Raw genomic sequence first — 18,659 nt, forward strand, 5'->3', positions numbered from 1 at the left:
GTTACTCCGTCTCATCCGCAGGAATGACCGCAGTGCCACGGGCGCGCACCGCGACCAGGGGGGGCGCCAGGACCTGCGATCGGCCGGTGTCGTCGGATCCACGGCAGATCACTCGGAGCTCGAAATCGACTGTGCGGCTCCGGTTGCCCTTCTTCACCAGGGTTGCCTCGGCTTCGACGACATCGCCGCCTCGGACCGGGGCGAGGAATTCCACGGATGAGTAGCCGGCGAACAGGCCCTCATGGCCGTCCTGTTCGATCGACAGATTCGTACCGACGTCACCGAAGAGTGACAGCGCGTAGGCGCCGTCGACCAAGTTACCTGCGTAATGCGCATCGGAGAAGGCGACATAGCGCCGGTGGATTGCTTTGCTCATGCGATTTCCTCATGGATCGGGCCGACGGTGCGAGACTGCGTTTCACCGTCGATTGCGACTCCGGGGTAGCCGCGTTTGGCGATCTCGGTGCACATGCGGCGGTACTTGCCGACACCACCCACGTAGCCCATGAAGGTGTTGGGTTTGCCGTTGATGTTCGAGCCGCGGTACCAGGAGTCGGTGGTGGCGAAGAGCGTGGGCGCGACGGTCGCCTCGGTGATGTCCACCCACTCGTCCTCGGCCTCCCGAGTGGCCTCGATAACCGTGGCCCCGGTCTCCCGGGCATGCTCCAGTAGATCGGCGATCCAGTCGACGGCCTGCTCGATGGTCACCACCACATTGCTCACCAGCGCGGGACTCAGCGGGCCACCCACCATGAAGAAGTTGGGAAAATCCGCGACCATGATGCCCAGGTAGGACCGGATGCCCGCACGCCAGGCCTCCTGCAGCCTCTCCCCGGACGCGCCGGTCAGGCCGAGACCATACAGCGGGCCGGTGAAGGCGTCGAAACCGATCGCCAGGACCACGGCGTCCACTTCGTAGCTGCCGTTCGAGGTGACGATCGCGTTCTCGGTCATCGTCTCGATCGGCTCGTCACGCAGTGACACCAGGGACACGTTGGGCCGGTTGTAGGTCTCGTAGTAGTCGGTGCCGAAGACGCTGCGCTTGGCACCCAGGGGGTGGTATTTCGGCACCAGCAGCTCCGCGGTTGCCGGGTCGTCGACGATCTCGCGGATCTTGTCGTGGATGAATTCGGCAGCGGTCCGATTCGCCTCGGCGTCGAGGAGCAGGTCGGCGAACTCGGCGCCGACGCCCTGGAAGCCGCTGCGCTCGTACGCCTCCTCGTAGCGGCGTCGGCGCTCTTGCTCGGATACGTCGAAAGCGTTGTCGGTGACGGGGCGGTCGGGGATGCCGCCGGGCGAGTGCCGACATTCTTCTCGGATCGCCACGTAGTTGTCCTTCACCTCGGCGACCCGATCCGGGGCGAGTTCCGCATTGCGCGCGGGCATCACGTAGTTCGGAGTGCGCTGGAACACCGTGAGGTGTTCGGCGACCTGGGCGATCAGTGGAATAGCCTGCACGCCGGAGGATCCGGTGCCGATCACGGCGACGCGCTTACCGGCGAGATCGTCCAGGGAGATGTTCCAGCGGCTGGTCGACACCTGTAGTCCGGCGAAGTTCGCCAGCCCCGGCACGTCGAAGTCCTTCGGGGTGGACAGCCCGCCCGCGCCGGAGATCAGGTAGCGGCTGCGCCGGGTCTCGCCGTTGTCCAGCCGCACCTCCCACAGCTTGTCGGCAGCGTTCCACGTCGAGCCGACGACGCGGGTGTTGAAGGTGAAGTGCTTGCGCAGGTCGAAGCGGTCGGCGACATGCTCGATGTAGCTGAGGATCTCGGCCTGTGGCGCGAACCGTTCGCTCCAGGTCCACTCCTGCTGGAGGTCCTCGTCGAACGAGTACGAGTAGTAGATGCTCTCGACGTCACAGCGGGCACCCGGATAGGTGTTCCAGAACCAGGTACCGCCGACGCTGGGGCCGGCCTCGAAGCCTGCGAAGGTCCAGCCGGCGGTGGTGAGCCGGTGCGAGAGGTAGATGCCGGTGAAACCGGCGCCGACGCCGATGACGTCGACCACTTCGGTACCGGAGGTGGAGGTGGAGTTCATGAGATGGCCGCTTTCATTAAGATTGTCGACCGACTGGATCAAATGACTTGCTTGCAAGTACACCAGTGGTCCCGGTCACAGTCAAGGGGTGGTGCGGAAGTTTCGTGAGCGCTACATGGGCAGATCGGGGGAATCGACACCGACGACGCGGTCGCCGCAGAACACCCGCACCGATTCACCGGGGCCGTGGCCGCCGATTCCCGACGTACCCCAGAAGCTCTGCGCCGACCCGTCCGCGAGATCGGCGACCTTGGCACCGTTCACCCGGACTTCACCGGACTGCACCCGCGCGCCGACCTCGATGGCGCGGTCCAGGTCACCGCCGAAGACGTAGGCGTCGAGGCCGGACGGGGCGGCGTTGGCCACGCGCAGCGCCTCCTCGTCGGACTCGACGGCGTGCAGGCTGATGAGCGGCCCGAACAACTCCGCAGACGCCAGCGACGCGTCGATTCCCGAGGCAACGGTCGGCGAGAGGAAGAACCCGTCGAGTTCGGGGAGCTTCGCCGGCTGCTGGATGGTGGCGCCGTGGGACCGCAGCTCGTCGATACGGCTCTGCAGGGTGGCGAAATGCGGCGCGTTCGAGATCGGGCCGAGCTGGGTGGACTCGTCGAGCGAATGCCCGACCTGGATACCGCTGATGCGGTCGAGCAGCGCCACCGAGAGCGGTTCGACCAGACTCCTGTGCACCAGGACCTTTCCGGGGCCCTCGCACCATTGACCGTTGAGTTTGGTCATCCCCTCGAGGATGCCGTCGGCGGTCACGTCGATATCGGCGTCGTCCAGCACGAGGGCCGGGTTGTTGCCGCCGAGTTCGAGCTGGAGCACCTTGAAGTCCTCCGCGGCCGCGCGAGCGATCGCGCGACCGGCATTCGGGCCGCCGGTGAACGACACGACCTTCACCCGGGGATCGCCGGTGAGCGCCGCACCCACCCGGCCGTCACCGTGGACGAGCTGCAAGGCGCCGGCGGGCAGCCCGGCTTGCACGAAGCATTCGACGATGATCTGTGCGGAGCTCGGCGCGTGCTCCGACGGTTTGAGGATCACAGGACAGCCGGCGGCGAGAGCACTGACCATCTTCGCGGCAGGGATGAAGCTGGGGCCGTTCCACGGGGTGAGGATGGCCGCGGGCCCCCACGGAACCTTGTACAGCCGCACATCGCGACCGTCGGCGGCGAGGGCGCTACGGCGCGGAATGGTCCGCAGCTCGGCGGCCGACGCGCGGATCCGGTGCGGCAGGAACTGCGCCACCAAGCGGGCCGCGGCGATCGGGACGCCGCTGGTGAGGGCATCGGTCCGGGCGATGTCCTCGATCCGGGTCTCGACGAGGGCAGCGGCGCGCTCGATGCAGGCGGCGCGTTCTTCGCTCGCCGTATCGTCCCAGCGTTCGAAGCCGTAAGACCGTTCGGCGTGCCGCAAGGCGCGTTCCACATCGTCCCGGCCGGTGGTGACGGCACGATGGACCGATTGCCCGGTGTTCGGGTCGAGATTCCACACGTCCGGAATCGTCCGGCATTCGCACCACTCGTCGGCGATGTAGTTGATCGGCTGGGGCAGTTGCGTATTCGACATCTGCGGTCCCTTCGGTGGAGAGTTGGACGGATCGGTGCGCTCACACGGTGAGGTCGGCGACGAGGCGGGTGACATCGCCCGATTTCATCGCCTCGAAGCCCTTGTCGATATCGCGGAACGCGATGACATCGGTGACCATCTCGTCGAGCAGCAGGCGACCTTCCAGGTACAGGCGGGCGAACTGGGCGATGTCGTCGGATGCCTGGCCCGAGCCCATGTACGAGCCGATGAGGCGTTTCTCGCTGAAGAAGAAGTTCCAGGCCGGCAGCGTCAGGTCGGTTCCATCGGGGGCGATTCCGACCAGGCAGGCGGTGCCGGTGGGACGCAGCACCGCCAGCGCGGTGGCCGCGGTGCGTGCGCTGCCGACGGCCTCGAACGAATAGTCCACGCCCTCGCCGAGCAGCGCCTCGATCTCCGCAGGGATATCTGCCGCGCCGTTCACGACGTGGGTGGCACCGTAGGTGCGGGCCGCGACGAGCCGGGCGTCGTCGAGATCCACGGCGACGATCGCCGAGGCGCCGGCGAGCCGCGCGCCCTGGATGATGGCCGAGCCGACACCACCGCAACCGATGACGGCCACGGTGGCGCCGGGGCGCACCTGTGCGCCACGGAACACGGCGCCGACACCGGTGATGATGCAGCACGAGAGTAGGCAGCCGACGTGCAGTCCCACCTCGTCGGGCACCTGCACCAGGGAGTTCTCCCGCATCAGGGTGTGCCGGGAAAATGCGCCTATGTCGCCGAGCCGGTGGACCGCGGAGCCGCCGGGCAGCTGGAAGGCGGGCCGGGGTCGCTGCCGGATCTCGGCGACCCGCCCGCACTGCGTCGAGTGCCCGGCCCGGCAGTTGCGGCACATTCCGCAGGCGGGAGTGAGGGCGCCGACGACGCGGTCACCCGGCCGCAGGGTGGTGACGGCCGAGCCGACCGCTTCGACGATGCCTGCCACCTCGTGGCCGACCACCACGGGCAGATCGGCACCGACTGTGCCGGTCATGTAGTGCAGGTCGCTGTGGCACAGGCCGACATTCGAGACCGCGAGGCGGACCTCGCCGGGTTCTGGGTCGTCGACCTGGATCTGGGTGAACTCCAGGGGTTCGTTCACCGAGGTGAGAACCGCTGCTTCGGTGGTGATCATGTCGTCTCCGATCTCGATTGCTCTACGCGGGCGCCGACGGCGTAGCGTTCTTCGATGTCCAGAAGCCCTCGACGCCTTCGGTGAAGGCGCCCGATTTCCACGCCTGGTGTGCGGCGTCGTCTTCGCGGGCGAAGGCCGCCTCGATGTCTTCGAGGCGCGGCCGCAACAGCCCGAGGTGCAGCGCGGTGGTCCGGGGATCGGAGTTCCACTGCCTGACAAGCTCGGCCGCGCGGCCCACCAGTGCCGCCGGAGCCGCGATCTCGTCGAGCAGCCCGATCCGCAGAGCTTCGTCCGCGTCGATTCGCCGGCAGCCCAGGATGATGCGCATCGCGTGATTGCGAACCAGGCGGGCCATGAGGACGCTCGAGGCGTTGGAGATGATGATTCCGCGGTGGTTCTCCGGCTGGAAGTATTCGGCGGCGGGGCTGCCGATCCGGGCGTCGCAGCACAGCGTGATCTCCGAGGCGCCGCCGACTGCGATCCCGTTCAGGGCCGCGATCACGGGGACCTTCGTCTCGAGAATTGCGCGCGTGATGTCGTGGAAGGTGGCGAAGGCCTCGCGGAGTTCGTCGTAGGTGGTCGGCGCCTGCTGCAGGTCCTCACCGGCGGAGAAGGCCCGGCCGGTGCCGGTGAGCACGATCCCGCGCACCAGATCACCGGTCCCGAACCGGCGGATGGTCTGCGCGAGCAGCACTCGCGTCGCCACGCCCAGCACATTCAGCTTCGCCGGACGATTCAGGGTGAGCACCGCGACGTCGTCATCGACACGCACATCCAGGTAGTTGTCTGTCATCTCCAGCTCCTCAGTCGCCGTTGCGCTCTCGAGGGTCGTGACCCGAGGTGCGCGGTGGTTGCAGGTCGTACGTGATACCGGGCTGCTCGGCGGCGCGCGCCTTCAGCGCAGGCTTCGACACCCGCTCGGACGGGGTACGCGGGAAGTCGGCGACGAACTCGACGTAGCGTGGGACCTTGAAGCGCGCCAGCTGGTTTCGTATCCCGTCGATGATCCGCTCGGCCGTCTCGCGGCTCGGCGAGGTCGCCGGCGCCAGCTGCACGAAGGCTTTGACCTCCTCACCGAACAGTTCGTCCGGGACGCCGACCACCGCGGCCGCGACGACGGAGTCCGTACGTTCGAGGACGCGTTCGACCTCGGCGCCGGCGATGTTCTCCCCGCCGCGGCGGACCATGTCCTTGATCCGGCCGACCAGGCGGTAGCTTCCGGACTCGCGAACGGCGACATCGCCGGTGTGCAGCCAGCCGTCCCGCAGAGTTCGCGCGGTGTCGTCTGGCCTGTTCCAGTAGCCGAGCATCATCGGCACCCCCGCAGTGATCAGCTCGCCGGATTCGCCTTCGGCGACCTCGCGGCCCTGCGGATCGACCACCCGGACCTGTTTGGTGGGCACCGGCTGCCCCAATCGCCCGGAGCCGACATCGGCCGTGTCTTCGGGGAGACTGACCAGGTCGACCCCGCTTTCGGTCATCCCGAAGATCTCCCGCCACGGTGCGCCCCACCGCTGTTCGAGCTCCGCGTGCAGTCCGGCCGGGATCGCCGAGCACAGCACGAGGCGCAGGTCGTTGTCCCGGTCGCGCGGGTGCGGCGACTGCTTGTACATCAGGGTCGGCATCGAGCCGAGCACGTAGCAGAAGGTCGCCCGGTGTCGGCGGACGTCGGCCATGAAGCCAGAGGCGGAGAACCGGGGCAGCACCACCAGCGGTGCGCCGATCGTGAGGCACAGCACCGTGTTCCACTGCGGGTCCATATAGGAGAAGGGCTGTGCGGTGAGTGCCACATCGCCGGAGCCGAGGCCGGCCGCGTTGGCACAGACCCAGCCGAGGCGGGCCCAGTAGTCGTGGGTCAACATGCACGCTTTGGGGAATCCGGTGGTCCCCGAGGTGTATTGCAGATTCGCGAGCGTCGCACCGGAGATCGCCACATCCGGCCGGTCCGCCGGATACGCAGCCAGGTCCGCCGGCGATGCGGCGTCGACGGTCCGCACCCGGGCCAGGTCACCGTTGTCGGAACGTACCTCGTCGACGAGCGGGGCGTGCGCGGGGTCGGTGATCAGCGCTCGGGCACCGGAATCCCGGAGCACGAACTCCAGATCCGCGCGCTGGTAGGAGGAGTTCACCGGCACCGTGACCCCGCCGGCCTTCAGGATCGCGAGCCAGGCGATCGGCCACTGCACCACGTTGGGCAGCATGATCGCCACCCGATCGCCCGGGCGGATGCCGTCCTCGGCGACCAGGCGCTGCGCCAGACGCGACGTCCAATCCTCGACCTCGCCGAACGTCCACGACCCGTCTGCGAACCGGAGGAACTCACGATCGCGCGAGCTGGCGGCCTGGTCCGCCAGAAGCCCGACGAGGGTGTCGATCGGCGGATCCATGGTCAGCCGATCGAGCGCATTCTCTCGTTCGGGGTGAAATGATTCGACTCGGTTCATGTCGTCCTCTTCGGGATGTTCTGAGACCGGTGGTGAACCGGTGAATGCCGCCTCCGCCACCGCTGCGCAAAGCCACTCGCGCGCCGATCGCACGCCATGGAGCGGGGCGGGCCGCCGGACCAGCCGGCACGTGATGTCAGTCATAACCGTAGCTCAAGTGGATCATTTGATCAAGGCATGTGACTAACTATCCGTGCAGACGCTCCCGGGCACCCACTCCGGCAGCCCACCTCCAGTGGTAGTGTCATGATTGACTTGATCAAACGTCCTCAAATCAACAGGAGCAAACGCATGGCTCGCATTCCCGCTGCCGAACGACGTGCCGACCTGGTTGACGCGGCCGTGCGCATGATCGCTATACACGGGGTGGACGGTGCCACCACCCGCCGCATCGCCCAGGAGGCGAACGCCCCCCTGGCGACCCTGCACTACTGCTTCGCCACGAAGGAGTTGCTGTTCGCGGCTGTGTTCGATCATGTCGCGAGCCAGTACCGAGAGGTTCTCACCCGCAACGATGTCCATGGCGATGTGGAGACCAGTGCCCGGGCCCTGATCCGCGGCGTGATGGAGTGGTACCTGGACAATCCCGACTTCGGTGCGGCGATCATGGAGCTGATCAGCTGGGCCCGGCGCCAGGAGGCCAAGCAGGCCGAGATGGTGTACAACGAGGCGTTCTCCACCATGCGGACCATCCTGGAAACCGCAGCGACCGCCGGTGGCCGGACGATCGCCCCGGACACCATCGACGCACTGACCTACACCGTCTCCGCCCTGTCCGATGGATTCGCGCTCAACTGGCTGGTGTTCTCCGACCGCGCCGAGGCCCGGCGGCAGATGGACCTCACCCTCGGCATACTCGACACCTGGATGACCGCCAACCTGGGCTCTGGACCGGCAACCCCTGCGCCGGAGCCCTCACCCGAGCAGGCCCGGCGTGCGCTGGTCTCCTGGGTGAACCTGGACTGACACCGCCCGAATCCGGAAGCGGCTGTCGGCCACCGCTCTTCGAGGGCGGCCGACAGCCTCCTCCGGATCAGAGCCGCGCGCTCGCCTCGGCGACGACCCAGCTCAACGCAGGATCGTCGCGTTCCATCCACTCGGGGTGCCACTGGACACCGAGCACCGGCGATCCCGGCAGTTCGACCGCCTCGACGACGCCGTCGGCCGCGCGCCCGGTGACCACCAGTCCGGTACCGCAGCGGTCGACCGCCTGGTGGTGCCACGAGTTGGTCACCACGCTCGCACCGAACAGTCCTTCCGCGACCGATCCCGGTTCGAACGTCACCTTGTGGTCGTCGGCACCGTCGGTGACCGGGGGCAGTGGTGACAGGTGCTCGATGGCGCCGGGCGGCAGATCCGGGATCAGCGTGCCGCCCAGCGCGACATTGAGCACCTGCAGCCCCCGGCACACCCCGAGTATCGGGGTGTCTCGGTCGAGCGCGGCACGCGCGAGCGCGATCTCGAACGCGTCCCGTTCGGCGTCGTGCACCATCGGATCGTCCCGCGGATCCACATCGCGAACCACCGACGGATCACCACCCCAGTACGCGGGATGCACATCCTGGCCGCCGGTAATGACCACACCGGACAGCCAGTGGCACAGCGCCTGCGGGTCGGCATCGTAGGGCAGGTTCACCGGAACCCCGCCGGCGCGCGCGATCCGCTCGGAGAAGTCGGACATGAACGTGTCGGTGAACAGATGGCCGTAGCGCTTGTCCAGCCCCTCGACCAACCCCAGCCGAACCCGCCGCCCGGTGATGCCGATCATCGGGCGGACAGCGCCCGGCGCCGCGTCTCCCCCGCTCACGGGAACTCGAAGTATCGTGCCGACTCCCACTCGGAGAGCTCGGCGAACGGATCACCACCGGTCGTGTGGAACTGCATCCACTCCCAGCGCCGGGTACCCACCCAGTAGTCGACGAATTCGTCGCCGAGCTGCTCGCGCAGGATGAGGTCGTTCTCCAGCGCGGCGGCCGCCTTGGTCATCGTGTCCGGCAGCCGCTCCAGATCGGGTACACACCACGCCATATCGGACACCGGCTCGGGCGGTTCGATCGCGCCGTCGATGCCGGCGATCACACCGGCGAGAACTGCCGCGATCGCGAGGTACAGGTTCGCGTCGGCGCCGGGAACCCGGTATTCCAGGCGGGAGTATTCCGGGTGCCCGCACACCGCCCGCACCGCGGCGGTCTTGTTGCTGATGCCCCAGGTGACCGTCGTCGGTGGACCACTCAGGTCGACCAGGCGGCGGTAGGAGGTGATCTGCGGCAGCATGATCGAGGTCGCGCCCGGCATCGTCGCGAGCAGCCCGCCGACCGCGTGCCGCATCGTCGGCGACGGCCCGTTCGCCGCGTAGAACGCGTTGACGCCGTCACGCTGCAGCGACAGGTTGATGTGCGAGGCCTGCCCGTATCCGGCCGTCGGCTTGGCCATGAACGTCACGGTGTGGCCGAGATCGAAGGCCACCTCACGCATCACCTGCCGGGTACGAGCCCAGGCGTCACACACCGTGATCGGATCGCCGGGAACCAGATTGAGTTCGACCTGCCCGGCCGCGTCCTCATCGCTCCACGCCTCCCACTCGATGCCGATCTGTTCGAGGCGACGGGCGACCGCCGACATGTAGTCGACCCAGTCCTTCGACTTCGCGAGGTGGTAGGCGGTTCCCGCGGATCCGCCGAGCGGGGTCAGGTCGCGGTACCCCTTGGCCCGGGCCTCATGGATGGACTCCTGGAACAGGGTGGCTTCGATCTCGACCGCGACGGTGGCGGTGAAGCCCCGGGCAGCGAGCCGATCGACCAGCGTGCGCGCCAGGTTTCGCGGACAGGTACCGACCGGGGTGCCGTCGGCCTGCCAGTAGTCGCCGATCACCGACTGCACGCCGGGCTCCCACTGCACCAGCGTCGACAGGTCCGGCCGGAACTGCAGGTCGGCGAGGTGGCCACGCCACGCGGGGTAGGCGAAGCCGAACGTGGGGTCATTGCCCAGGTCGAGGCCGAACAGCAGATCCGCCATCGCGAACCCCGAGTCCGCGCCCGCGGCGAATTTCCCGCGCGCGATGTTCTTCCCGAGAAAGGAGCCGTCGTGGTTGGTGGACTCGATCCGGACGGTGTGCACGTCGGTCTCGAGCACCGTTGCGCCGGTGGCAATTTCAGACATCGTAACGAACCTTCCAGGATGCGGCGACCAGCACCGACAACTGTGAGAGCGTGCCGCGCACACCGAGGAGGCCGGTGGACAGGGCGGCGAGCAGATCGTCGGCACCGGAGAAGACACCGGCCAGCAGCTCCGGTGGACCGGCGATGACGTAGTGGGTCTCCCCTTCCCCCGCGACGACCTGGTCCAGGCCTTCGGGGCCCTCCGTGATCGCGATGAGCATGTCGGGAATGCCGGGGATCGACCGGGCCGCGGCCCAGAACGTCGCCGCAGCGGCCTTCCAGTCCGGCAGCGGCGGGGACAGCAACGCACCGGCCAGGGCAGCGAACTCACCGCTGCCGGTGGGGGCCCCGACCGGCGCGAAACGTCGGTTCAGGTCGACGGTCACGGTGACGTCGGGATCGACGAACACGCCGTTCGAGACCGCGACCACGCCGTCGGCGATGCTGATCGTCGCGGCTTGCGGCGTGTCATGGGACCGCACCGCGATGACACCTGCCGACCCGGACGGCAGCAGGGTGCTGTCGGCGCGGAGCGAGTCGGCAATGGTTCGGCCGATCAGCCGGACGATCGGACTCGCATCGTCCTCGATCCGAATGCCGACCCCGTCGACCGTCTCGGCCCCGCGCGTCGCGGGACCGATCGTCGTTTCGGTCATCCTTCTAGTCCTTTCGATGCGACGAGATCGTGCGCGCGGTATCCCGACAAGCAGCGGATCCCCAACGGAACGTGATTTTCCAGTCATTCGTCTGGGTCATATGACTATGATAGTGAGGCACAGATCACTTCTTGTCAACGACTTGCGAGGCTCTCGGATGAACGACAACCCTCCCACCTGGTGGAATCTACTCAACGACCAGGCAACAACCGCGGCCCGGATGATCGACGCAGCCCTGCGGAAACCCGTTCGCGAACTGGGAGTAGCGCAAGCGCGGGCACTGCTGGACACACCGCAGCCCGCCGAGCCGATCACGCCGCTCGACAATGTTGATCAATTGACCATATCGACTCGCGCCGGAGCGATCCGCGCTCGTCTGTACCGTGCCGGCAGCACGCCTCCCGGCGCTCGGCCGGCATTGGTCTACCTACACGGTGGCGGTTTCGTCATGGGCACTCTGAACGGCGCCGACGAGCTGTGCCGCGCGATCGCCGCCGGATCCGGCTGGACCGTCGTCTCCCTGGACTACCGGCTGGCCCCCGAAAACCCGTACCCTGCCGCACTGGAGGACTGCCTCGATGCCTACGGGTGGCTGACCCGGGCAGCACCGGAACTCGGCATCGATCCGGAGCGGATCGCCGTCGGCGGCGACTCCGCCGGCGGCAACCTCGCCGCCGCCGTCTGCCTCTACCGTCGTGATGCGGGCGAGCGTCTCCCCGTCGCCCAAGTGCTCGCCTACCCCGCTGTCGACGCGACGTTCACCAGATCGTCGTGGACGACATTCGCCGATGCACTTCCACTCAGCACGCCGGACGCACGCTGGTGCTGGGAACAGTACGCCGGCCCGGAGCACCGGCCGGACGACCACCTTGCCGCACCGATGCGCGCCGAATCGTTGTCCGGCCTGCCGCCCGCCCTGATCCTGACCGCAGAAGTCGACCCGATCCGCGACGACGCCGAAGCGTACGCGGCACGACTGGAGCACGCCGGCGTCCCCGTCACGCTCACCCGATACACCGGAGTTCTCCACGGCTTCGTCACCGAAGTCGGGGTATTCGCCCGAGCGCACGAAGCGATCGACGAGATCTGCCGATACCTGCACGGGTACGCACTTGACTCTCCCCCGACTGGAGCCCCGAACGTTGGGAGGACACATCGACCGACCATACGGAGAGACTCATGATCACCGGAATCTTCCCCACCCTGTGCAGCACCGACGTCGCCGCCACCCGCGAGTTCTACACGAGCCTGTTCGGGTTCCGGGTGGTGTTCGACAGCGGCTGGTATGTGCAGCTGGAGGCACCGGACGGCAATCGCCCGCAGATCGGCGTGGTCGAACGCGACCACGAGACAGTGCCGGCAGCGTTCCGGCGTGATCCGGCCGGTATGTTGCTCGCGATCGAGGTGGACGATGTCGACCGGCTGCACGAATCGGTGGTCGAGCGGGGTCTCGACATGCCACTTCCACTGCGCGACGAAGCCTTCGGGCAGCGGCATTTCATGACCATCGACCCGAACGGCGTCCTCGTCGACGTGATCACCCCGATCACACCCACCGCGGAGTACGAGGCACACTACGCTGCCACGGTCGCAGACGGGTGAACCTGGCCCGCCCACCCGTCACGTCCGCCGCACGAAGTGGTCACCCGGCCGCGCTGCGGGAGACACGCGTGGTGTTCATGACGGAGTTCCACCAGGATTCCAGCGGACTGGGTTCGGGCCAATGCACCACCGGGACATCGATGGCCGCGTCCGGCGGCAACTCGGAGTCGACAGGAGTTTCGGGGGTGATCTCGGAATTACTCGTCACTGGTGGTCCTCGAGCAGGTCGAGCCGCGACGCCACCGTGTTACCGGCCCTGCCGCGAACCGGGCCGGTAACACGGTCGCGGCGGTCACAGGGGCAGGCGGCGGTGTGGTCTCGGGCGGTCGAACCGATCGTCGTCGAGATCGAGCGGGGTGATCCAGGCCTGGTCGATTCGGTCCGGCCAGGCCGCACCTGCGATGACCGTGCTCGGGTCACCGGACAGTGTCCCGAGGTCCACTTCGCTCGAACCGTCGCCGACCGAGATGCGCTGCTCGGCCCGATCGAGGTCACTACCGATCGGAATGGTGGTCCAGGTATCCATCATCGTGATCTCCCTTCGCACGGCTCCCGAACGGCCGATCAAGCGTCGATCGCCGGTCGATCGTCGTGGCGGGTCACCTCGATCTTGCGAGGTTTGGCCTGTTCCGCCACCGGAATGACGAGCCGCAGGACGCCGTCTCGGTAGTCGGCGCGAATGGCGTCGACGTCGAGGTTTTCACCGAGGAACAACTGCCTGCTGAACACGCCGCGAGTCCGTTCGGCCGCGATCATCGACCGACCGGAATCCAGATCCGGTCGCGATGCCCGCACGGTCACCACGTTGCGCTCGACGTCCAGGTCCAGCGAATCCGGGTCTATACCGGGCAGATCCAGCTCCACGAAGAACTCGTCGCCTTCGCGCCAGGCGTCCATCGGCATCGCCGCCGGCCGCGCCGGTGTTCCGAATACCTGCTGAGTCAGGCGGTCCATATCACGGAACGGATCAGTGCGCATCAACATGGTCGCCACCTCCGAATCACTCCATTCTCAATCAACGTGGGAGACAAATCTGAGTCAACCAACTCAGATTTGTTTTAGCACTCTACCTATGCGAGTGCAAGAGGATGATTGAGGTAACCTGAACAGAGATGCGATCAGGAAGCAGAGGGAGCAGCACGTTGCCGGAGCGATCCGAGCGCGCGCCCGGCACCGGCCGGGGCCATCTACCCGGGCCGAGCCAGGCCGTGTACGGAATCTCGGTAGCCGCCGAACTGACCGGACTCGGCGCCCATTCCCTACGCCTGTACGAACAGCACGGACTGCTCACTCCGACCCGAAGTGCAGGCGGCACCCGCCGCTACAGCGACGACGATGTCGCCCGGCTGTCACGTATCGCTGCACTCACCGAACAAGGCATCAACCTCGCTGCCATCGCGCACATCCTCGATCTCGAAGACGCCAACAACGCACTGCACGATGCCAACGTCGCCTTGCGCGACGCCAACGCTGCCTTGACCGCCGAGCGCGACCGGCTGCGGCGCCTGCCGCGGGAATAACGGGATCCGCCGGGATGGCACGGGCCGGCGCCGACACCGTGGGGGCCGGCCCGACGGCACGAAGCGCACCGGCGAAACCTGTCCGACGGACCGCCTGATCGAATCGGGCCGCAACGATCGGGTACCACGCTGCGGACTTCGGCAGAGTGGGAGGCGAAGGGAGATCCTGTGATCGGTGCGCTCAATCGGCTGGTCGACGCGGTAGAGACCGGTATCGGCGGTGAGTTCGACCCGGCGGTGCTCGCCGCCGAGCTCGGCACGACCGAGTACCACCTGCGCCGAATGTTCTCGTCGCTCGCCGGTATGCCACTGTCGGAGTATGTGCGCCGGCGGCGGATGACCGTTGCCGCAGCCGATGTCGTCCGCAACGAGGACGATCTGCTGAGTATCGCGGTCCGGTACGGGTACGGCTCGACGGAGGCGTTCGGCCGGGCGTTCCGGGCGGTGCACGGCGTCGGTCCGGGGAAGGTGCGCCGCGACGGCGGTCCCCTGCGCACACAACAGCAGCTCAGGTTCCGCCTGGCAGTAGAAGGGAAGAATCCGATGCACACCCGAATCGTCGACCGCCCGGCCTTCCGGCTCGTCGGGCACGCGGCGCGAGTTCCACTGATCCACGAGGGTGTCAACCCGCACATCCAGGAACACATCGCCGCGATCCCGGCGCAGGCACATCAGCGGCTGAACGCCCTCGGCGATATCGAACCGCCCGGCTTGCTGCAGGTCTGCGATGATGTCGACCCGGACGGTGCCGAAGGCACCGAACTGACCTACCTGCACGGCGTCGCCGTCACCCGGGACAGCGCTGTCCCCGAGGATCTGGACGTCGTCGAGGTGCCCGCCGGAACCTGGGCGGTCTTCCGTACCGAAGGCCCGCATCCGCAGGCCCTCCAGGACGGCTGGGCGGCCACGGCTGCCGAATGGTTCCCGGCCAATCCTTGGCGGGCGCGACCGGGCCCGGCCATCGTCGCCACGCTGGAACGGGCCGCGGACTTCAGTACCGCAACGTGCGAGCTGTGGCTGCCCGTCGAGCCGGATACCGACCTGTGACGGGCTGCCGGCGGATGCGGCCGACCGCACAGCGGTTGTTGCCGGTGCACCCGCGCCGAATGCAGTGCACTCGCCGGTGGGCCGGATCCGATTCGGCTCGCTCTGCACCTCGACGGCGGCGCAGAAATATCAGGAGAAATGTAGTGAGAATCAGCGGGACGAATCGACAAACGTATCCGATTTATCCTTCCCGCCACCCACTGTCCACCCATATCCATTGCAACACAAGAAGATCGACCGGAACTCCGGTTCTCACACGACGAAATTCGTCGTGATCGACAACCCCGGAACTATCTGATTCGAACCCGTTGACTCACGGCGGGGCTGTGTTAAATTGTTCCTCGGCAAGCGCAGGTCTCCGATCGAGTAGTACCCGAACTACGATTTCAGAGGAGTGCACCATGCGATTCGTCAAGACCGGAACATTCGCTCTCGCATTCGCCGCGGTTTCGGTATTCGGAGCAGGAGCGGCCCAGGCCGTCCCCGTAGAAGTGACCGCCGAACTGGTGGCGTGCGCCGAGGCATCCGCCGACGTGAGTGCGGAGACCGTGGCGACATTGGAAGCCAGTGAAGAAGGCGCAACCGTCGACCTGTCGGCCGAAGCGGTAGCCGAACTCCAAGCAGCCGGTTGCCTCGGACTCGGAGGCGGACTCGGAGTCGGCTGACCAGTCCTGGATGCAAAGTGGTCCGGCCACCCTACGTTGGTGGCCGGACCGCACTTTCACGACAGAACTCAGCGCCCCGAGTTCCCGAGGAACACCTCCAAGGCGCTGACGTCCGGTAGCGATGCCGGAATTTCCGATCCGTAGGTAGCGTATTCGATCCCTGCCAGCACTCCAGAATCGATCCACAACAGGATCGCCCCCAGCGGCTGCCCGTCGGCGTCGTTGACATGGGCTTCGACCGGGGCTACGCCGGACGGTGTCTGCGCCAGCAGAATGTCTCCCACCGTACCGAAATCAACCGATGGACAGTTACAGGAACACGCCGCAACGACCCGCAGACAATCGACTTGGCTGCGAAGTTCGGCCGAACCGGGAAACTCCTCCTGCAGAAGTCGGTCGAGGACGGCGCGTTCACCGACCATGAGTGGACGTGGATCCACCGGAATACTCATGATTCGCCCCTGGCGCGAAGCTGTACCGGAATCCTCAGCCACCGTATCGTCTAGCTCAACGTATTCAGCGAGGCCGCATCGTAGGGCTTCAGATCGTCGAATCGCCCGGCCAGCACCTTGGCTGCCCACTCCGGGTCCTGCAGCAGCGCACGACCGACGGCGACCATGTCGAATTCGTCGCGCTCGAGGCGGTCGAGGAGGTTGTCGAGGCTACCCAGGGCGGCACCTTCACCCGTGAAAGCACGAAGGAAGTCCCCGTCGAGTCCGACCGAGCCGACGGTGATGGTGGGCTTGCCGGTGAGCTTCTTGGTCCAACCGGCCAGGTTCAGATCCGAACCGTCGAACTCCGGCCGCCAGTAGCGGCGGGTCGAGGCGTGGAAAGCGTCGACACCGGCGGCGACGAGCGGGGCCAGGATCGCTTCCAGCTCCTGCGGTGTCTCGGCGAGACGCGCATCGTAGGCTTCCTGTTTCCACTGGGAGTACCGGAACAGCACCGGGAAGCCGGGCGAGACGGCCGCCCGGACCGCCGCCACGATCTCGGCCGCGAACCGGGTTCGGGCCACCGGATCACCGCCGTAGGCGTCGTCGCGACGGTTCGTGCGCCCCCACAGGAACTGGTCGATCAGGTAGCCGTGGGCGCCGTGCAGCTCGACGCCGTCGAAGCCGATGCGCTCGGCGGCCGCAGCGGCGTCCGCGAAGGCGCCGATGACATCGGCCAGATCGCCCTGAGACATCGCCTTGCCGGCACCTTCGGTGCCGTCGACCCGGATACCGGAGGGCCCCACGGCCGGGGCGTCCGGGAAGGGCGGCTCACCGTCGCTGCGCACCATGCCGATATGCCACAGCTGCGGGACGATCGTGCCGCCCGCCGCGTGCACATCCGCGGCGACCCCGGCCCATCCGGCCAGCTGTTCCTCGCCGTGGAACCGCGGCACCCGATCGCTCTGCCCGGCCGACGCATGACCGACGTAGGTTCCCTCCGTGACGATCAGGCCCACCCCCGCCGCGGCCCGCCGGGCGTAGTAGGAGCGCACGTCCGCACCGGGAATTCCGCCGGGCGAGAACATCCGCGTCATCGGCGCCATCGCGATCCGATTCGGCACGGTCAGATCGTTCAGGACGAGGGGCCGGTCGAGGATCTCGGCGGTCCGAGAAGCCTCCGAAGCGGTGACGGTCACTGGATACTCCTGATAGCCACTTGGCAATGTCGATGGTTGAGAACTTCAAGCAATACGGCCCCACCGTAAGACCAGATATTTGAGATGGTCAAGTATCTGTCGATATGATCGTCCTCATGACCGGATCTCCGCACGCCGACACGGCCGAGCTGATGGATATGCTGTCGCTCGCCCTCGGCGCGTACTACGGGGACTTCACCGTCGCGGCAGCCAGCGAGAACCTGACCGCGAGCCAGGGCAAGACGCTGACGGCACTGCGCCGGAGACCGGTCGCGATGCGCGCGCTGGCCACCACCCTCTCCTGCGATGCCTCGAATGTCACCGGCATCATCGACCGGCTGGAGAAGCGCGGCCTGGTGCGCCGGGAGACGAGCGCTTCCGACCGCCGCGTCACCAACCTCGTGATCACTGCCGAGGGCGAACGGGTCGCCGATGCGATCCGCGCGAAGATGCAGGCTACGCACGACGGCCTGGACCGGCTCGACGATCGGGAACGCGAGGCACTGCGCGACCTGCTCGAACGGGTGTTCCGCACCCGGCCGGAGTGACCGCGAGTGGTCCCGAGGTGAACGGGGCGACCACCTCGTCGCTGCCGCGGATACCCGCCGAGGCGAATTCGCCACCGGCCCGACCAGGCACTACACCGATTGTCGGTGATCGGCGTTAGCCTGGTATCCACGACGACATCGAGGGGGTTCGACCGTGAATACACCACCGATACGACGTGGTGGCCAGATCCCCGCCACCCAACGCCGTCCCGGACACGATCGCAGCGGGCAGGCCTATGCCGAGCTGGCCGGGCTGGCGGCCGACATCGCCGACCACGCCCCGGAGCCGGACCGGATCGCGGAAGTCGCCGACGCACTCGACCGCACCGTCGGCCTCGTAGGGCATCTGTGCACCACCATGGCTGCCGCCTGCGACCGGCTCGCCGACCCCGATCTCGCGCCGCATGCCGGGGCCGCGGCCACCGTCCTGCGCGCCGCGGACAGCGCGGCTGCCGAACAGCAGCAACTGTTGCGTCAAGCCCGGGCGCTGCTACGCGACGCCGACCCGACGCCGCACCGGGACCCGGACGCCACACCGCGCGAAGAGTCCCACCCCTGATCGCGGGCGCCGCAACAGTCCGCGCCACGTGCGAGGTGACTACTCGCCGACAGCCGAACCGGCACAGCTGGATTCGAACACGAACCTCC

22 protein-coding genes are annotated in these 18,659 nt (G+C 67.3%); 8 read left to right on the top strand and 14 right to left on the bottom strand.

The genetic code is table 11. The features are described from left to right. Window position 1: 1 nt before the first annotated feature. The 6 genes from AC1HFH_RS16485 to AC1HFH_RS16510 form a co-directional block, all read right to left on the bottom strand. Window positions 2–376: a hotdog domain-containing protein gene (locus tag AC1HFH_RS16485; protein WP_480243667.1), complete on the bottom strand. Its 375-nt coding sequence runs from the start codon at window positions 374–376 to the stop codon at window positions 2–4. Next, a complete protein-coding gene (locus AC1HFH_RS16490) occupies window positions 373–2,037 on the bottom strand; it encodes a flavin-containing monooxygenase (RefSeq protein ID WP_480243668.1) in 1,665 nt (554 codons plus the stop codon). The genes AC1HFH_RS16485 and AC1HFH_RS16490 overlap by 4 nt, the downstream gene beginning before the upstream one ends. Before the next feature lie 111 nt (window positions 2,038–2,148). Beyond that, window positions 2,149–3,606 carry an aldehyde dehydrogenase family protein gene (locus AC1HFH_RS16495; protein ID WP_480243669.1) on the bottom strand — a complete coding sequence of 486 codons (1,458 nt, stop codon included), beginning with the start codon at window positions 3,604–3,606 and terminating at the stop codon, window positions 2,149–2,151. Between the two features lie 40 nt (window positions 3,607–3,646). Then, a complete protein-coding gene (locus AC1HFH_RS16500) occupies window positions 3,647–4,741 on the bottom strand; it encodes a Zn-dependent alcohol dehydrogenase (RefSeq protein ID WP_480243670.1) in 1,095 nt (364 codons plus the stop codon). Window positions 4,742–4,763: 22 nt separating this feature from the next. Next, on the bottom strand, window positions 4,764–5,534 hold the full coding sequence (locus tag AC1HFH_RS16505; protein WP_480243671.1) for an enoyl-CoA hydratase/isomerase family protein: 771 nt from the start codon (window positions 5,532–5,534) through the stop codon (window positions 4,764–4,766). Between the two features lie 10 nt (window positions 5,535–5,544). Further along, the gene (locus AC1HFH_RS16510; RefSeq protein ID WP_480243672.1) at window positions 5,545–7,185 is read right to left on the bottom strand and encodes a class I adenylate-forming enzyme family protein; all 1,641 of its coding nucleotides are present in this window, start codon (window positions 7,183–7,185) and stop codon (window positions 5,545–5,547) included. Between the two features lie 291 nt (window positions 7,186–7,476). Here AC1HFH_RS16510 and AC1HFH_RS16515 point away from each other — a divergent pair, with 291 nt between their 5' ends. After that, a complete protein-coding gene (locus AC1HFH_RS16515; RefSeq protein WP_480243673.1) occupies window positions 7,477–8,151 on the top strand; it encodes a TetR/AcrR family transcriptional regulator in 675 nt (224 codons plus the stop codon). 67 nt (window positions 8,152–8,218) lie between these two features. On the opposite strand, the gene AC1HFH_RS16520 is transcribed toward AC1HFH_RS16515, so the two are convergent. Genes AC1HFH_RS16520 through AC1HFH_RS16530 form a run of 3 tightly spaced genes read right to left on the bottom strand, consistent with a single transcriptional unit; the run spans window position 8,219 to window position 10,999 of the window. After that, window positions 8,219–8,992, bottom strand: a complete 774-nt coding sequence (locus AC1HFH_RS16520) for a gamma-glutamyl-gamma-aminobutyrate hydrolase family protein (RefSeq protein WP_480243674.1) — start codon at window positions 8,990–8,992, stop codon at window positions 8,219–8,221. Then, complete coding sequence (locus tag AC1HFH_RS16525; RefSeq protein WP_480243675.1) at window positions 8,989–10,344, bottom strand: glutamine synthetase family protein; 1,356 nt, start codon at window positions 10,342–10,344, stop codon at window positions 8,989–8,991. Before AC1HFH_RS16525 ends, AC1HFH_RS16520 begins: the two co-directional genes overlap by 4 nt. Then, window positions 10,337–10,999, bottom strand: coding sequence for a hypothetical protein (locus AC1HFH_RS16530; RefSeq protein ID WP_480243676.1), 663 nt, complete (start codon window positions 10,997–10,999; stop codon window positions 10,337–10,339). Before AC1HFH_RS16530 ends, AC1HFH_RS16525 begins: the two co-directional genes overlap by 8 nt. 157 nt (window positions 11,000–11,156) lie before the next feature. Between AC1HFH_RS16530 and AC1HFH_RS16535 the strand changes: the two genes are divergently transcribed. Next, window positions 11,157–12,182: an alpha/beta hydrolase gene (locus tag AC1HFH_RS16535; RefSeq protein ID WP_480243677.1), complete on the top strand. Its 1,026-nt coding sequence runs from the start codon at window positions 11,157–11,159 to the stop codon at window positions 12,180–12,182. Next, a complete protein-coding gene (locus AC1HFH_RS16540; RefSeq protein ID WP_480243678.1) occupies window positions 12,179–12,601 on the top strand; it encodes a VOC family protein in 423 nt (140 codons plus the stop codon). Before AC1HFH_RS16535 ends, AC1HFH_RS16540 begins: the two co-directional genes overlap by 4 nt. Window positions 12,602–12,641: 40 nt before the next feature. Here AC1HFH_RS16540 and AC1HFH_RS16545 read toward each other — a convergent pair whose 3' ends face one another. The 3 genes from AC1HFH_RS16545 to AC1HFH_RS16555 form a co-directional block, all read right to left on the bottom strand. Further along, complete coding sequence (locus AC1HFH_RS16545) at window positions 12,642–12,809, bottom strand: hypothetical protein (RefSeq protein WP_480243679.1); 168 nt, start codon at window positions 12,807–12,809, stop codon at window positions 12,642–12,644. 84 nt (window positions 12,810–12,893) lie between these two features. Further along, window positions 12,894–13,130, bottom strand: a complete 237-nt coding sequence (locus tag AC1HFH_RS16550) for a hypothetical protein (RefSeq protein WP_480243680.1) — start codon at window positions 13,128–13,130, stop codon at window positions 12,894–12,896. Between the two features lie 35 nt (window positions 13,131–13,165). Beyond that, the gene (locus AC1HFH_RS16555; RefSeq protein ID WP_480243681.1) at window positions 13,166–13,585 is read right to left on the bottom strand and encodes an Hsp20/alpha crystallin family protein; all 420 of its coding nucleotides are present in this window, start codon (window positions 13,583–13,585) and stop codon (window positions 13,166–13,168) included. A gap of 158 nt (window positions 13,586–13,743) precedes the next feature. Here AC1HFH_RS16555 and AC1HFH_RS16560 point away from each other — a divergent pair, with 158 nt between their 5' ends. The 3 genes from AC1HFH_RS16560 (at window position 13,744) to AC1HFH_RS16570 (ending at window position 15,833) form a co-directional block, all read left to right on the top strand. After that, window positions 13,744–14,121, top strand: a complete 378-nt coding sequence (locus AC1HFH_RS16560) for a MerR family transcriptional regulator (protein WP_480243682.1) — start codon at window positions 13,744–13,746, stop codon at window positions 14,119–14,121. 168 nt (window positions 14,122–14,289) lie between these two features. Beyond that, window positions 14,290–15,168: an AraC family transcriptional regulator gene (locus tag AC1HFH_RS16565; RefSeq protein WP_480243683.1), complete on the top strand. Its 879-nt coding sequence runs from the start codon at window positions 14,290–14,292 to the stop codon at window positions 15,166–15,168. A 401-nt stretch (window positions 15,169–15,569) separates the two neighbouring features. Beyond that, window positions 15,570–15,833 (top strand): hypothetical protein, encoded by a 264-nt coding sequence (locus AC1HFH_RS16570; protein WP_480243684.1) that lies wholly within the window; start codon window positions 15,570–15,572, stop codon window positions 15,831–15,833. Between the two features lie 68 nt (window positions 15,834–15,901). On the opposite strand, the gene AC1HFH_RS16575 is transcribed toward AC1HFH_RS16570, so the two are convergent. Both AC1HFH_RS16575 and AC1HFH_RS16580 read right to left on the bottom strand, forming a co-directional pair. Beyond that, on the bottom strand, window positions 15,902–16,285 hold the full coding sequence (locus tag AC1HFH_RS16575; RefSeq protein WP_480243685.1) for a hypothetical protein: 384 nt from the start codon (window positions 16,283–16,285) through the stop codon (window positions 15,902–15,904). Window positions 16,286–16,335: 50 nt separating this feature from the next. Further along, window positions 16,336–17,463 carry an NADH:flavin oxidoreductase gene (locus tag AC1HFH_RS16580; RefSeq protein WP_480243686.1) on the bottom strand — a complete coding sequence of 376 codons (1,128 nt, stop codon included), beginning with the start codon at window positions 17,461–17,463 and terminating at the stop codon, window positions 16,336–16,338. Between the two features lie 116 nt (window positions 17,464–17,579). Here AC1HFH_RS16580 and AC1HFH_RS16585 point away from each other — a divergent pair, with 116 nt between their 5' ends. Both AC1HFH_RS16585 and AC1HFH_RS16590 read left to right on the top strand, forming a co-directional pair. Beyond that, window positions 17,580–18,011: a MarR family winged helix-turn-helix transcriptional regulator gene (locus AC1HFH_RS16585; RefSeq protein WP_480243687.1), complete on the top strand. Its 432-nt coding sequence runs from the start codon at window positions 17,580–17,582 to the stop codon at window positions 18,009–18,011. A 154-nt stretch (window positions 18,012–18,165) separates the two neighbouring features. Continuing rightward, the gene (locus AC1HFH_RS16590; protein ID WP_480243688.1) at window positions 18,166–18,570 is read left to right on the top strand and encodes a hypothetical protein; all 405 of its coding nucleotides are present in this window, start codon (window positions 18,166–18,168) and stop codon (window positions 18,568–18,570) included. Window positions 18,571–18,659 lie beyond the last annotated feature (89 nt).

This window comes from Nocardia sp. KT25-26, from assembly GCF_056627695.1.

Coding starts and splice junctions, on each gene's coding strand:
- AC1HFH_RS16485 (WP_480243667.1), bottom strand. CDS start 376: ATGAGCAAAGCAATCCACCGGCGCTATGTCGCCTTCTCCGATGCGCAT.
- AC1HFH_RS16490 (WP_480243668.1), bottom strand. CDS start 2,037: ATGAACTCCACCTCCACCTCCGGTACCGAAGTGGTCGACGTCATCGGC.
- AC1HFH_RS16495 (WP_480243669.1), bottom strand. CDS start 3,606: ATGTCGAATACGCAACTGCCCCAGCCGATCAACTACATCGCCGACGAG.
- AC1HFH_RS16500 (WP_480243670.1), bottom strand. CDS start 4,741: ATGATCACCACCGAAGCAGCGGTTCTCACCTCGGTGAACGAACCCCTG.
- AC1HFH_RS16505 (WP_480243671.1), bottom strand. CDS start 5,534: ATGACAGACAACTACCTGGATGTGCGTGTCGATGACGACGTCGCGGTG.
- AC1HFH_RS16510 (WP_480243672.1), bottom strand. CDS start 7,185: ATGAACCGAGTCGAATCATTTCACCCCGAACGAGAGAATGCGCTCGAT.
- AC1HFH_RS16515 (WP_480243673.1), top strand. CDS start 7,477: ATGGCTCGCATTCCCGCTGCCGAACGACGTGCCGACCTGGTTGACGCG.
- AC1HFH_RS16525 (WP_480243675.1), bottom strand. CDS start 10,344: ATGTCTGAAATTGCCACCGGCGCAACGGTGCTCGAGACCGACGTGCAC.
- AC1HFH_RS16530 (WP_480243676.1), bottom strand. CDS start 10,999: ATGACCGAAACGACGATCGGTCCCGCGACGCGCGGGGCCGAGACGGTC.
- AC1HFH_RS16535 (WP_480243677.1), top strand. CDS start 11,157: ATGAACGACAACCCTCCCACCTGGTGGAATCTACTCAACGACCAGGCA.
- AC1HFH_RS16540 (WP_480243678.1), top strand. CDS start 12,179: ATGATCACCGGAATCTTCCCCACCCTGTGCAGCACCGACGTCGCCGCC.
- AC1HFH_RS16550 (WP_480243680.1), bottom strand. CDS start 13,130: ATGATGGATACCTGGACCACCATTCCGATCGGTAGTGACCTCGATCGG.
- AC1HFH_RS16555 (WP_480243681.1), bottom strand. CDS start 13,585: ATGTTGATGCGCACTGATCCGTTCCGTGATATGGACCGCCTGACTCAG.
- AC1HFH_RS16570 (WP_480243684.1), top strand. CDS start 15,570: ATGCGATTCGTCAAGACCGGAACATTCGCTCTCGCATTCGCCGCGGTT.
- AC1HFH_RS16575 (WP_480243685.1), bottom strand. CDS start 16,285: ATGAGTATTCCGGTGGATCCACGTCCACTCATGGTCGGTGAACGCGCC.
- AC1HFH_RS16585 (WP_480243687.1), top strand. CDS start 17,580: ATGACCGGATCTCCGCACGCCGACACGGCCGAGCTGATGGATATGCTG.